We start from the raw sequence: 14,254 nt of genomic DNA on the forward strand, positions 1-14,254 counted from the left end.
GTACATTCACTATTACAATCACGACCGCATCAAACTCAAATTAAAAGGGCTGAGTCCTGTGCAATATAGGACTCAGCCCTTGGCTGCCTAGCAAACTAAACCGTCCAACTATTTGGGGTCAGTTCATTATGGTGGCGTTTTCATTTTCCGCTACTTAGAACTGATATTGGGCACTGGCACCGAGCAGCCAGTTGCGCGTTGGTGCGGCTTCGTAATAGCGCTTGTTGCTATCGCCGACGATCACCGATCCTACATACTGGCGATCCAGCAGATTGTTCAGACGGACGAATTGTTTGAACTGCCAGCCGTGCCAGCGCTGGTTGCTGCTAACGCGCGCATTCAGAGTGGCATAGCCGGGTGCCGCCTGATCGGCGTTGGCATCGTCCGCATAGATACGGCTGGATGCCTGCGCTTCGATTGCGGCACTGAACAAGCCAGCGCTGTCCTTCCATGCGAGATCGGCATAGCCATTCGCATTCGGCACGCCCGGCAAGCGGCTGCCTTTGAGCACTGAGCCAAAACTCTGGTCATACACTGCGCGCAGGCTGGTCAGAGCCACATGGCTGCTCAGGCCATAACGCCAACTGGTATCCAGCGATAGCTCCAGTCCTTGACGCAGGGTGCGTCCCGCGTTGCGATAACTGGTGCGGCCGCCACTGCTACTATCGACCACCAGCTCATCGGTCGTGCGGATCTGGAACACGGCAGCATTGATGCGGGTGCTGTCGCCACTGCGTAGCTTGATCCCTGCCTCCAGATGTTTGCTGTGCGCTGCCTGCAGACGGAAGTTAAAACCGCCACCTGTACCGGAGTAGAACAGTTCATTCAGCGTAGGTGTTTCAAATCCGCGCGCTGCACTGGCGTAGGCATGCAAGGCTGGCGTGAATTTGTACAGCACACCGGCTACCGGCGTGGTGTGGCTGTAGGAGAGTGCGCCGCTGTCATTGCCGTTGGCCAGATAGTGGTCATCCACCGAAATACGTACGCTGCTATGGCGCAGGCCTGCGCTCAACAGCCAAGAACCGGATTGCCATTCGACCTGCAGATACGGTTCGGTGCTGCTGACATTATCGTTTTCCGAGCGGCGCAGCGCGCCTTTGACGCCGAACTGGGTACCGATGAAATTCTCGTAGCCACGCCGGTCATCGCCGGAATGACCATATTCCAGCCCGACGGTCGTGCTCAGCGTGCCGTCTGCCAGCCCCGCGACATGTAGCCAGTTCAGATCCGCACCATAGAAATTACGGTCGAAATCCACTACACCGCCGGAGTGGCTGGCAGGTGCCTGAAACGCCTTGGAGAACGCCTGATACTGGATCACCTGACGGTTGCCGCCGTAGGTACTCAGGTGCAGCCGGTCGGCGCCGAACTGCTGCTCCCAGTTGGCGCCGATCTGCTGGTGGTCGATGCTCTTGCGGGTGTTATAGCGGTCGGCCAGCGTGCGCTTGGGCGTCTGGGTGTCGGTGGTATCCGTTTCGCCAGCGCGCGGATCGCGCAGATAAGTCGCCCAGGTGACGCCCAGCGCATCCTGCGTGTCGCCCTGATGCAGTCCGTTGGCGACGATGGTCAGTACCGCGTTGTCGAGTGGCTTGAGCGTCAGCTTGGCCGCAGCCTGATCACGCTTGGCTGCACTGTGGGCGCGGTAGCCATCCGTTTCGAAGCGCGAAGCATCGAGTACATAGCCTACGCTGCCTTGCTGGCCCTGCGCATTGAGGTCCAGCTTATGGCTGCCGTAACTGCCGGCCGTCACAGTGGTTTCGATGCTGGGCGAGCCCTCGCCATCGCGCGTGAAGAGCTGAATTACGCCACCCGAGTGGTTGCCGTAGATGGCGGAGAACGGGCCGCGCAGCACTTCGATACGCTCGGCCAGATCGAGGTTGAAGGTGGCTGCCTGTCCCTGACCATCCGGCATGCTGGCAGGGATGCCATCGGCGATCAGGCGCACACCGCGCACGCCAAAGGCCGAGCGGGCGCCGAAGCCGCGCGAGGATATCTGCAGATCCTGCGCATAGTTCTGGCGGTTCTGTGCCACCAGGCCCGGCACGGCGGCTAGCACCTCCGAGGCGTTGACGCGGGCCTGCGCTTCGCGGATGCGCAGGCCATCCACCACATCGATGGCGGCTGGCATGTCGAATATCGTGTGGCCGACGCGGGTGGCACTGACGACGACCGTGTCGACAGGCGCGCTGCCCTCGTCGGCGGCGCAGGCAACGCCACCGAGCGCAAAGAGCGTGGCGACGGCGTTGAGGCGGTGTAGCTGTTTCATGTTGTCTCCGTTCTGGTGAGTGTTATACCAGACATGTAAGCAATATGTTTGCCATCCCGCTGCCCATCCTGATTCGTGGTGGCACGGCGTTTGCACTAGCTATCGCATGCGCGCGCGATCCCGCGCGCGAACGATGAAAGGCGAACCCGTGAAAACTCCCATTCTGCTTTCCCTGCTGACCACACTGGCCATGCCCGCGCTGGCGGCACCACTGGCCTATGTGCCGAACGAGAAGTCCGGCAATGTCAGCGTGATCGATACGTCGACCGATACCGTGCTGCGCCAGATCTCCGCCGGCAAGCGCCCACGCGGCATCGCCATCGATCCTGCTGGCGCCCGTCTGTATGTGACGGATGCTGTTGCCAATGAACTGCTGGTACTGGATACGGCCACGGGGGCCACGCTGCGCCGTATCGCTTTAGGCAAATCGCCCGAGGGGGTGAACGTGTCGCGCGATGGCCGGCTGGTAGCGGTGGCGGTGGAGGAGAGCAATAGCGTGGCGCTGATCGACACCGAACAGTTGCGCGTGGTGGCCGATATCCCTGTGCGCGGCAAGAACCCCGAGCACGCCGTGTTCAGCCCGGACGGGCGCTGGTTGCTGGTCAGTGCCGAGGAGGCCGAACAGGTGGATGTGATCGATGTGGCGGCGCGCCGACAGACCGGCACGGTGGCCGTGGGCTTGCGCCCGCGCGGCATGGGCTTCACGCCCGATGGCAGCCGCGCCTATATCGCCTGTGAACTGGCCAGCGCCGTGTATGTCGTGGAGATGGCGACGCTCAAGCAGATTGCGCGCATACCGGCAGGGAAAAACGCCAATGGCATCGTGGTGCATCCATCGGGCGAGAAGGTGTATGTCTCGAACGGCATTGACGCGACAGTGATGGTGATCGATACCGCCAGCCAGCAGGTGAGCGCCACGGTGGCAGTGGGCAAGCGCCCGTGGAATATGGCGCTCACCCCCGACGGCACCAAGCTGTATGTGGCGAACGGCCGCGCCAATAGCGTCTCCGTGATCGACACAGCCAGTGCCGCCAAGCGTAGCGATATCAACGTGGGCGAACTGCCATGGGGTGTGGTGATCCACTGAGCGCTGCTCCATGCGCTGTTACACCTGTTCCAAAGCTGAACAGCTGTAACAGTCACTGGCACCTGTAATCCGACCGTTTCCCTTGTTTTCCCAAGGCCGTAGCAGTGATAGAGCAGTAGCAGCGCGAGCTGGCACGGTGTTTGCGAAAAGGAGGATGTGCACTACCCAACGCCGCACTTCGCGGCCTTATATAACCACAGCAGAAAGAGGACGACATGAATCTGGCAGACATCAGCAAACTGGGCGTAGCTAATCCGTTCAAAGCACGCTATGACAACTACATCGGCGGAAAATTCGTCGCCCCTGTTAAAGGCGAGTACTTCGCCAACGTAACCCCGATTACCGGCCAGCCGTTCTGCGAAGTGGCTCGCTCCACCGCAGAAGACGTGGAACTGGCACTGGACGCAGCACACGCCGCGAAAGAAGCCTGGGGTAAAACCTCGCCGGCCGAACGCGCCAATATCCTGAACAAGATGGCTGACCGCATGGAAGCCAATCTGCAGCTGATCGCTACCGCCGAAACCATCGATAACGGCAAGCCTATCCGCGAAACCATGGCTGCCGACATCCCGCTGGCGATCGATCACTTCCGCTACTTCGCCGGTTGCATCCGTTCGCAAGAAGGCTCGGTTGCCCAGATCGATTCCGAAACCTACGCTTACCACTTCCACGAGCCGCTCGGCGTGGTGGGCCAGATCATCCCTTGGAACTTCCCTATTCTGATGGCTGTCTGGAAGCTGGCACCTGCACTGGCCGCCGGTAACTGCATCGTGCTGAAACCAGCCGAGCAGACGCCTGCTTCGATCATGGTGCTGCTGGAAGTGATCGCTGATCTGCTGCCACCGGGTGTGCTGAACGTGGTCAACGGCTTCGGTCTGGAAGCGGGTAAGCCGCTGGCTTCGAGCAAGCGCATCGCCAAGATCGCCTTCACCGGCGAAACCGGCACCGGCCGCCTGATTATGCAATACGCAGCACAGAACCTTATTCCTGTCACGCTGGAACTGGGCGGCAAATCGCCTAACATCTTCTTCGAAGACGTGATGGATGCTGACGACGCCTTCTTCGACAAATGCCTGGAAGGTTTCGCCATGTTCGCGCTGAATCAGGGCGAAGTCTGCACCTGCCCATCGCGCGTGCTGATTCAGGAATCCATCTACGAGAAGTTCATCGAGCGCGCCCTCAAGCGCGTGGCTGCGATCAAGCAGGGCAACCCGCTCGATTCGAGCACCATGATCGGTGCCCAGGCATCGCACGAGCAGCTGGAAAAAATCCTGTCCTACATGGACATCGGCAAGCAGGAAGGCGCACAGTTGCTGGCTGGCGGCGAGCGCAATGTGCAGGGCGGTGATCTGGGCGGCGGCTACTACGTGCGTCCTACCGTCTTCAAAGGCGACAACAGCATGCGCATCTTCCAGGAAGAGATCTTTGGCCCAGTGGTATCGGTCACCACCTTCAAGGATGAAGCCGACGCACTGCGCATCGCTAACGATACGCTGTACGGCCTCGGTGCAGGTCTGTGGACCCGTGATGGCAGCCGCGCCTTCCGCGTAGGCCGCGCCATTCAGGCTGGCCGCGTGTGGACCAACTGCTACCACCTGTACCCTGCCCACGCAGCCTTCGGCGGCTACAAGCAATCGGGTATCGGTCGTGAAAATCACAAGATGATGCTCGACCACTACCAGCAAACCAAGAACCTGCTGGTGAGCTACAACCCGAACGCACTGGGCTTCTTCTAATCATGGACCACATCATCGCCCGTGTTACGGCTACGCCAGCCGCAATTGATCTGATCGTAGCCTTGCGTCGCCAGCACGGGCCGGTGATGTTCTTCCAGTCCGGCGGCTGCTGTGATGGCAGCACGCCGATGTGCTACCCGCTGGGCGAGTTCGACGTCAGCGATACCGATGTGTATCTCGGCCATCTTGATGGGGCCGCGTTTTACATGGGACGCGAGCAGTTCGAATACTGGGAGCACACGCAACTGACTATCGATGTCGTCACAGGGAACGGCGGCATGTTCTCGCTCGATAGCGGAACTGGCCTGCGGTTTATCACCCGCTCGCGCCTGTTCAGTGACGAAGAGCTGGCAGTACTCGGCTCGGCAGCATAGCAGCACATTACAACCATAAAATCCGGAGATAAAAGTGCAGAAAATTGTCATCGCATCGCTGGCGGGGATGTCCTTCCTGTCGCTGGCCCATGGCACCGAGGTCAGCTCGGCCATGCTCAAGAATGCCGCAACCAACACCAGCAGCGTGCTGTCGTTCGGTCTCGGTTCGGAAGGTCAGCGCTACTCGCCGCTGACGCAGGTGAATAGCAAGAACGTGGCGAAGTTGGTCCCCGCATGGTCGTTCTCGTTCGGCGGTGAAAAACAGCGTGGTCAGGAATCGCAGCCGGTTATCCATAACGGCAAAATGTTTGTCACGGCTTCGTACTCGCGTATCTTCGCGATTGACATGAAGACTGGCCAGAAACTGTGGAAGTACGAACACCGTCTGCCAGATGGCATCATGCCTTGCTGCGATGTGGTGAACCGTGGTGCCGCACTGTTCGGCAATCTGGTGATCTTCGGTACGCTTGATGCGCAACTGGTGGCGCTGAATCAGGACACCGGTAAGGTGGTCTGGAAAGAGAAGGTCGATGATTACGCTGCCGGATACTCGATGACGGCCGCGCCGCTAATCGCTGATGGCGTGCTGCTGACGGGCGTATCGGGCGGCGAGTTCGGTATCGTGGGCCGCGTGGAAGCGCGCAATCCGCTGACTGGCGAACTGCTGTGGACCCGCCCGACGGTAGAAGGTCATATGGGCTACCGCTACGACAAGGACGGCAAAGCCATCGAGAACGGTATCTCGGGCACGCTGAACAAAACCTGGCCGGGCGATCTGTGGAAGACTGGCGGCGCTTCGACCTGGATGGGTGGCACCTATGATTCGAAGACGGGTCTGGCCTACTTTGGTACCGGCAATCCGGCGCCGTGGAATAGCCACCTGCGTCCCGGGGACAATCTGTATTCGTCGTCCACCGTGGCACTGGATGTAAAGACCGGGCAGATTAAATGGGCCTACCAGAACACGCCTAACGATTCGTGGGACTTCGACGGTGCGAATGAATTCGTCACCTTTGATATGGATGGCAAGCGCTATGGCGGCAAGGCTGACCGTAACGGCTTCTTCTACGTGATCGATGCGAACAGCGGCAAGCTGCAGAACGCTTTCCCGTTCGTCAAGAAAATCACCTGGGCTTCCAGTATCGATCTGAAAACTGGCCGTCCTAACTTCATCCCCTCCAACCGTCCTGGCGATCCGACCAAAGGTGAAGAAGGTAAGAAGGGCAGTACGGTATTCGCTGCGCCTGCCTTCCTCGGCGCGAAGAACCAAATGCCTATGGCCTATAGCCAGCAGACAGGCCTGTTCTATGTGCCGGCCAACGAATGGGGCATGGATATCTGGAACGAGCCTATCAGCTATAAGAAAGGCGGCGCCTATCTGGGCGCAGGCTTCACCATCCGTCCGCTGTTCGACGATTACATAGGCGCGCTGCGTGCAGTCGATCCTAAGTCCGGCAAGATCGTATGGGAAGTTAAGAACAATGCGCCGCTGTGGGGTGGTGTGATGAGCACTGCCGGTAATCTGGTGTTCTACGGTACGCCGGAAGGCTTCCTGAAAGCGCTCGATGCGAAGACGGGTAAAGAACTGTGGAAGTTCCAGACTGGTTCCGGCGTGGTTGCACCTCCTGTGACCTGGCAGGATGGCGATACGCAGTATGTGGCGGTCGTGTCGGGCTGGGGTGGCGCAGTACCGCTGTGGGGTGGCGAAGTGGCGAAGAAAGTCAACTTCCTCGAGCAGGGCGGTTCGGTATGGGTATTTAAGTTGTCCTCCAAGTAGTCCGTATTTTCGGGTACGTTTTACGGCGGCTTCGGCCGCCGTTTTTTTTTTTTTTTGCGTGCGTGCGTGCTGCGCAAGCAAGGCTTTGGCTAGAACAGGCAACGATCAAATTCTGAACAGTGCGCAGCGCCGCTGATCCGTAAATGCACAGCTGCTGCATGCGCTTTGCGTGCGTTCCCTCTGGTGAGGAGTGGGCACGCAAATTGCCATATCCCGTGTACATCGCTTGATGTAGATAACCATTCCAAAAATATCGGGAGACATTAATGAAAAAAGTAATCGTGCTGGGCGCATTGGCTGTTGCAGGTACTCAGGCTGCACAAGCTGTCGATTTCAAGGCAGGTGACTGGAACGTGGCGCTGGGCGGCATCGTCAATGCGTACTACACACAGGTTTCGTGCAGCGGTGATGCTGTGGGCGGTCTGGCGCTGGGCGGCAAAGGACTCGGTTGTGGTGGCGAGAACAATCGCACTACCATCGGTAATGGTCTGCTGCCTAATGGTTTGGTAACGTCGGCCACGTCCCGCCAGGGCGACTTCGATGTCAAGGCGCTGATCGGCATCTACAACGCCACGGCAACCGACAGCGCGATTGCTGCCAACTCCGGCGTCGACGTACGTCAGGCATACTTCACTTTCGGTAATGCCGAAATGGGAACGGTGAAGATGGGCCGCGATAACGGCATCTTTGGTGCGAACGCGATCTTCTCCGACATGACGCTGATAGGCTCGGGCGCGCCAGTGCAAGCTACCCAGCGTGGTCGCGTGACGCTGGGCCACATCGGCGCTGGCTACAGCTATGTGGGCTACTACGGCCAGATCGCCTATAGTGCGCCGAAATCTTCCAGCGGTGTGGGCTTCGACGCTGCAGTGGTCAGCCCCGTCGCGGACACACCTATCGTTGCGGCCCCTGTCTATTCGGCCAAATCCAGTCCGCAAGTGCAGGCGCAGCTGACTTTCGCTGCCGATGGTCTGAAAGCCTGGGTAGGCGGCAAATCGCAGAAATTCTCTGCTTCTGCCGCTGGCGTGAAGGACTTCACCATGTCGGCCATGGAGCTGGGCGCCTCGTATCAGGCCGGTGATCTGGGCTTGCTGGCCAACGTACAGAGTGGCACTGGCCTCGGCATATTGTCCGATGCGGATCAGGGTAATACCAAGACCAAAGCGTATTTCGTGCAGAGCACTTATAAGGCAACTGAGAAAGTCAAAGTGGGTGTCAGCTATGGCATCAGCCGTAACGATGCGAATACGGCGGGCACGGGCGGCCTGAAGTCGAATGCCAATCTGACGCTGGGTGCGTACTACTCGCTCAACAAGGTGATCACGCTGGTGGGTGAAGTTGGTCAGACCCGTTCGAAAGGCTTCAGCGGTGGCGAAGCGAAGATGAATGGTGCGTCCTTCGGCGGCATCATCTTCTTCTGATGCGTTCTGCCTTACTGGGCTTGCGCGTGCCGGAGTGGCGCGCGCTGTTCGCCGGACTGTGTCTGTGTGTCGCAACGTTCTGCGCTGCGGCACCGGCGCAGGCCGGCGTACTCACGCGCGCCGAGCTGGTACGGCGCTTCCCGGCACCGTTGATCGTTGGCGAGCGCGATGCGGAGCTGCCCGTCTGGCCACTGTTCAAACAGAACGCCACGGCGATCGAGCTGGTAGGCTATGTGTTCGAGTCTATCGATCTGGCGCCGATACCGGGGTTTTCCGGCGTGCCGCTCAACTTGATGGTGGCGATCGACCCTAAAGGCGTATTTATCGGTGTGCAGGTTCTTTCCCAGCATGAGCCGGTGTTTCTTGATGGTCTGGGCGAAGCGCCGCTGCTACAGTTTGTGCAGCAGTATAAAGATCTTTCGCTCAAGCAGAACATCAGCATAGCGCAGGGCACACGCAGTGGCGCCCGCAGTGATGCGGCGAATGCCCATATCGATGGCATCTCCAAGGCCACGGCTTCCGTGCGCATCATCAATCAGAGCGTGCTGGCAGCAGCACTGAAGGTATCGCGCAAGAAGCTGGGCTTTGGCGCCGCCCGTGATCCTGACCAGATTGCACAGGTACGCGGCGATGTATTCGAGCAGCGCACATGGCAGCAGCTCTGTGATGAGGGGCTGGTGCAGCATCTACGCGTCAGCAATCGTGCGGTGGAAAAGCTGTTTGCCGGCAGTGCTGGTGCCGGCCTCGATGGCGAGGCGGCCAGCCGTCCGGACGAGCCGTTTATCGATCTCTATCTGGCCTATGTGTCGGTACCTTCGATAGGGCGCAATCTGCTGAACGAAGCGGGCTGGCGCAAATTGCAGGGACGCCTGGAGCCAGGCGACCATGCTTTGCTGGTCATGTCGTCGGGGCGCTACAGCATTACCGGCGAAGATTTCGTACCGGGCAGCGTGCCGGACCGGCTGCTGCTGAGGCAGGAGAAGCTGCCTATTGATATGCGTGACCTTGATCTCGATATGCGCTTTGCGCAAGGTGTACCAGCTTTCGAGAATGTTACGGTGCTGCGAGTGATAGCACAGGCGGGGCTGGACCCGGCGGCAGCGATGGAATTTGCGTTGCCCATTACGCGCAACAAGGGGATAGTCTATCCGGAGCGGATCACGCGAGAGCTAGGCCTGTCCTACCAGTTGCCGTCGCGCTTGCTGATTCCGGCGCAGGCTAGCAGCAAGTCATGGCAGGGTATTTGGCAAGCCCGCCAGAGCGAGCTGGCGTTGCTGGTGGCTGGCCTGCTGGTACTCGCAGGCGCATTGCTGATGCAGCGCCGCCTTACCAGCAATGCGCACTGGTTTGTCTGGGTGCGCCGCGTCTATTTATGTTACACCGTGGGCTTCATCGGTTACTACGCTCAGGGCCAGCTCTCGATAGTGAATCTGACGGGCGCGATACAGGCACTAATGGCGGGGCGCAGCCTTGAGTTCCTGCTATTTGATCCCATGACGGTTTTGCTATGGGGTTTTGTAGCGCTGTCACTGGTGCTTTGGGGGCGCGGTACTTTCTGTGGCTGGCTCTGTCCTTTTGGGGCGCTGCAGGAATTCAGCCACCAACTGGCGCGCAAGCTGCGGGTGCCGCAGAAACGGTTGCGTACCCGGCTGGATAGGCGACTCAAACGCATCAAATACGTGCTGCTAGCGCTGATACTGGGGAGTGCTTTTTGTGCTGCCGAATGGACGGACCGACTAGTGGAGCTGGAACCGTTCAAGACGGCCATTACGTTGAACTTCGTGCGTAGTCTGCCATATGTGCTGTATGCCGTAGTGCTGCTGATGCTTAGTGGCGTGATCTACAAGTTCTACTGCCGCTATCTGTGTCCTTTCGGTGGCGCGCTGGCGCTGCTGGGCAAGCTGCGCTGGCTAAGCTGGATACCGCGCCGTAGCGAATGCGGTACGCCTTGCCAGACCTGCCGCCATCGTTGCGATTATCAGGCCATCAGTCCTGCGGGTCAGGTCGAGTACGACGAGTGCTTCCAGTGCATGGACTGTGTGGTGATCTATCAGAGCGAGCAGAGATGTGCACCGCGCATGCTGGAACTGAAGCGCGCCACAGTCATTCCGATACAGCCTGTGATGAAAGGCGGGGAGAGCATATGAAACGTCGTACCTTTATTGCCAGCGCAGTCGGTAGCATTGCCGGTGTAGCCGGTTGCGTGTGGCCTCATGGGACTAAGCTGCATACGGGGGCGGCGCTGGCCTTCGGTACTACCATCTCGATCTCCGTGGTGCATACGGATGCGGAGCTGGCTGCGCGGGCCATTAGCGATGGCCTGCGCGCAGCACAGGAGGTCGATCGCCTGATGAATATCTATCGGCCCGAGAGTCAGGTGTTTCAGCTCAATCGCGATGGCTATCTGCAGCGGCCCGACCAGCGCTTGCTGCAGGTGCTGCAGCAGGGCGCCCAGTTGTCGCAATTGACGCAGGGAGCCTTCGATGTGACGGTACAGCCACTGTGGCTGCTGTATTCGCAGGCGGCCAGTCATGGCGGCTTGCCGGATGCCGCTGCAATCAGGCGGGCTCGCACGCTGGTCGACTGGCGAGAGCTGGAAATCCAGCCTGAACAAATCCGCATGCGTCGGCCCGGCATGGCGCTGACCTTGAACGGGCTGGCGCAAGGCTATGCGGCGGATCAGGCACTGGCCGCAGTGCAGAAGCATGGCATACGCGACGCGCTGCTTGATACGGGAGAGTTCATCGCCCGCGGCCAGCGCGGCCAGCAGCGCCCATGGATGCTGGGCGTGCGCGATCCCCGTGACGAAGGCCGGCTGGCGACTACTCTGCGGGCGCAGGGCTGCAGTGTTGCTACCTCGGGTGACTACGAATGCCGCTTTACGCCGGACTTCCGGCACCACCATATTTTCGATCCGGCGCTGGGCGACTCGCCGCCGGAACTGGCCAGCGTCACGGTATTGGCGCCCAATGCCATGCTGGCGGATGGACTGTCGACCGCATTTATGGTGATAGGGTGGGAGCGCGCGCAGGCGCTGGCGGCACGCATGCCGGCGGTGGATTTGCTGGTGATCGATAAGCAGGGGCATAGCCGCTGCTCGGCGGGCTTCCCCGCCGAGGTCTGACGCGGCTTACTTCAGGTTGGGCACTTTGCGATAGATGGTGTTGCGCGATACGCCCAGTGCGCGTGCCGTCGCCGAGACGTTGCCGCCATGGGCTTCCAGCGACTTGAGTATCACGGACTGCTCCATTTCTTCCAGGTTGGCGCCACTGGCCACCATCTGCGCCGGATCCGGTGCCGCCAGTTGGGTAGCCGCCAGCTCGATGTCGTCGAGGAAGTCGTCCGGCATGTGGCGTAGGCAGATTTCATGCTCGTCGCCTGCCATGACAATGGCCGTACGCAGCAGATTGGTGAGCTGACGGAAGTTGCCGGGCCAGCGGTGCTGGCGGAATAACTGCAGGATTTCGGCTGAAACGTGATAACGGCCGTTATTGGATTCGGTCGCGAGGATTTTCTTGACGACGGTTTCCAGATCGGTGCGTTCGCGCAGCGGTGGCAGTTTCACGACTAGTCCGTTCAGGCGGTAGTAGAGGTCTTCACGGAACAGGCCCTTGGCGATGCGGTCACGCAGGTTGTGATTGGTGGCGCAGATCAGCTCCACGTTTACAGGGATGGATTTGTCGCTGCCCAGCGGCGTGACCATGCGCTCTTGTAGCACGCGCAGCAGGCGGGCCTGCAGGCTGAAAGGCATATCGCCGATCTCGTCGAGGAACAGGGTGCCGCCATTGGCCTGCAGGATCTTACCGATTGCGCCTTTCTTGCGCGCGCCCGTGAAAGCGCCGTCTTCATAGCCGAATAGTTCGGATTCGATCAGCGTTTCCGGAATGGAGGCGCAATTCACCGCCACGAAGGGGCTCATGGCGCGCGGCGAATCATTGTGGATGGCTTGAGCCAGCAGTTCTTTACCAGTGCCTGTCTCACCCATGATCATGATGGGGATGTCTTTGCCCAGTACGCGCGTGACCTTTTCGATCACCAGTTCTAGCTGCTGGTCGCCCGTGCGCAGATAGCGCAGGCCGGACAGGCGGCGCGCCGTGCTGGCGGCCTGACTGGCCGACATAGGTGCTGGCGCTGTCGCCGGGGTAGTGCGGTCCGAGGTCAGCGATTGCTGGAATACGCTATTCGACAGGCGTAGTTGGGCGCGGCCAAAGACGCTCACGCCATTGTGCATGCACAGATTGAGCAGTCCGGGCGAGGCCGTGCGGTAGTGGTCAAACAGCGCTGAGACGGGCAGGCCGAACAGGGAGCTGAAGGTATGCGATTGCAGCGCGGCCGTAGATAAGCCCAGCTGGAACAGGCCATTACGGTTGGCGGCAAGGAAGCGGCCACCCGGACTGAATGAGGCAATACCTTCCATCAGCGTGCCGATAAATTCGGGGCGGGCGTGGAAGCGTATGGTGATGGCATCTTCGAAAGCGGCCGAGAACAGCTGATTCTCTATCATCAGTGCCGACATGCGCACCAGTGCCATGGTGTGTTTGTGATAGCTGCGCTGGTCGCCCGAAACATCGAGCACCCCGATCACATTGCCCAGATGGTCGGCGATGGGCGCGGCCGAGCAGGTTAGGAAGTGGTTGGCGGACAGGTAGTGTTGGTCGGCGTGCACCAGAGCTGGCGTACCTTCGGCGATCGCCGTGCCGATCGCATTAGTGCCGCGGCTTTGCTCGGACCACGCCACGCCGGGTTGCAGGGCGACGCGGCTGGCTTTCTCCAGAAAGTCATCATCGCCCAGCGAGTGCACGATGACACCCTGGGCATCGGTGAGGATGACCATATTGTGAGTGTTGACGATCTGCTGGTATAGCGTTTCCATGGCTGGTACGGCATGGGCGTGCAGCAGCCGGTTCTGTTCTATTAGGAGGGAGAGGTCGTTGCGGGCCAGAGGTGAGTAATCTGGCGCCGACTCGCGACGCAAACCGTATTGTTGCGAGCGCGTGTGAGAAGTTTCAATTATCCGTGGCATATTGTCGGCCCACGCCATACTTAGGCGCGAACTGTTCATATCTGGAGCAGTTTGGTATTCCATAATGGTCTCGTTGTCTCCGGCGGCCGTGATCGGCTCTGTTTTGTATGCCTAGGTGTTCCATAATGTAGCACCTGTGCAAAATGTGAGCAAAAGCTCTTCTTTTATGCGTTGCTTTACTGTTCAAAGCAAATGAAGTGCCAGCTTCAAATAAGACTGGACGGCAATAGGGTTGGCTTGCTATAGTTCGCCCCCTCGCAAAACACGGCGCCAGTCGCTGAGTTGAACGAGAAAAAAGTAGGGGTTGACGAAACGATCTAAACGCTTCATAATCTTGCCTCTTCGCTGATGAACACAACGCTTCTCAGCAAGCAGTACCAAAGAGTTCTTTAAAAATTCACAGTCGATAAGTGTGGACGTTTGATGAAAGTGCACACGAAGCCAGTCTTCGTGATACTTAAAAAATATCAAATGTTCACAAGAAATAAATGAAATAGGACGCTTTGTAAAAGAAGCGAACTGTCAGTATTTTGAGTGAGCGACCCAGCAGCAATGCTGGTGCCAGAAATG

General features: G+C 59.2%; 10 protein-coding genes. 8 read left to right on the forward strand and 2 right to left on the reverse strand.

Annotation, left to right across the window (positions count from 1 at the left end):
* Positions 1-91: IS3 family transposase (locus GM655_RS22280; RefSeq protein WP_155432611.1), on the forward strand; the 91-nt coding region annotated here is incomplete at its 5' end.
* Between the two features lie 63 nt (positions 92-154).
* Here GM655_RS22280 and GM655_RS22285 read toward each other — a convergent pair.
* Positions 155-2,266 carry a TonB-dependent receptor family protein gene (locus GM655_RS22285; RefSeq protein WP_155436860.1) on the reverse strand — a complete coding sequence of 704 codons (2,112 nt, stop codon included), beginning with the start codon at positions 2,264-2,266 and terminating at the stop codon, positions 155-157.
* 148 nt (positions 2,267-2,414) lie between these two features.
* Here GM655_RS22285 and GM655_RS22290 point away from each other — a divergent pair, with 148 nt between their 5' ends.
* From GM655_RS22290 to GM655_RS22320, 7 genes are all read left to right on the forward strand, one after another.
* Positions 2,415-3,353, forward strand: a complete 939-nt coding sequence (locus tag GM655_RS22290; protein ID WP_371866928.1) for a beta-propeller fold lactonase family protein — start codon at positions 2,415-2,417, stop codon at positions 3,351-3,353.
* 215 nt (positions 3,354-3,568) lie between these two features.
* The gene (adh, locus tag GM655_RS22295; RefSeq protein WP_155436862.1) at positions 3,569-5,089 is read left to right on the forward strand and encodes an aldehyde dehydrogenase; all 1,521 of its coding nucleotides are present in this window, start codon (positions 3,569-3,571) and stop codon (positions 5,087-5,089) included.
* 2 nt (positions 5,090-5,091) lie between these two features.
* Positions 5,092-5,463, forward strand: coding sequence for a DUF779 domain-containing protein (locus tag GM655_RS22300; protein WP_155436863.1), 372 nt, complete (start codon positions 5,092-5,094; stop codon positions 5,461-5,463).
* A 67-nt stretch (positions 5,464-5,530) separates the two neighbouring features.
* Entirely contained in the window at positions 5,531-7,240 is a 1,710-nt protein-coding gene (locus GM655_RS22305; RefSeq protein WP_155436867.1) for a PQQ-dependent methanol/ethanol family dehydrogenase, read from the forward strand.
* A gap of 266 nt (positions 7,241-7,506) precedes the next feature.
* A complete protein-coding gene (locus GM655_RS22310) occupies positions 7,507-8,661 on the forward strand; it encodes a porin family protein (protein ID WP_155436864.1) in 1,155 nt (384 codons plus the stop codon).
* Positions 8,661-10,808: a 4Fe-4S binding protein gene (locus tag GM655_RS22315; RefSeq protein ID WP_155436865.1), complete on the forward strand. Its 2,148-nt coding sequence runs from the start codon at positions 8,661-8,663 to the stop codon at positions 10,806-10,808. Before GM655_RS22310 ends, GM655_RS22315 begins: the two co-directional genes overlap by 1 nt.
* Entirely contained in the window at positions 10,805-11,785 is a 981-nt protein-coding gene (locus tag GM655_RS22320) for an FAD:protein FMN transferase (RefSeq protein WP_155436866.1), read from the forward strand. The genes GM655_RS22315 and GM655_RS22320 overlap by 4 nt, the downstream gene beginning before the upstream one ends.
* 6 nt (positions 11,786-11,791) lie before the next feature.
* Here the strand turns inward: GM655_RS22320 and GM655_RS22325 are convergent, their stop codons facing one another.
* Complete coding sequence (locus GM655_RS22325) at positions 11,792-13,723, reverse strand: sigma-54-dependent Fis family transcriptional regulator (protein WP_229632701.1); 1,932 nt, start codon at positions 13,721-13,723, stop codon at positions 11,792-11,794.
* Between the last annotated feature and the right edge of the window lie 531 nt (positions 13,724-14,254).

Origin of the sequence: Pseudoduganella danionis (assembly GCF_009720775.1) — a bacterium.
Classification (GTDB): Bacteria; Pseudomonadota; Gammaproteobacteria; order Burkholderiales; family Burkholderiaceae_D; genus Rugamonas; species Rugamonas danionis.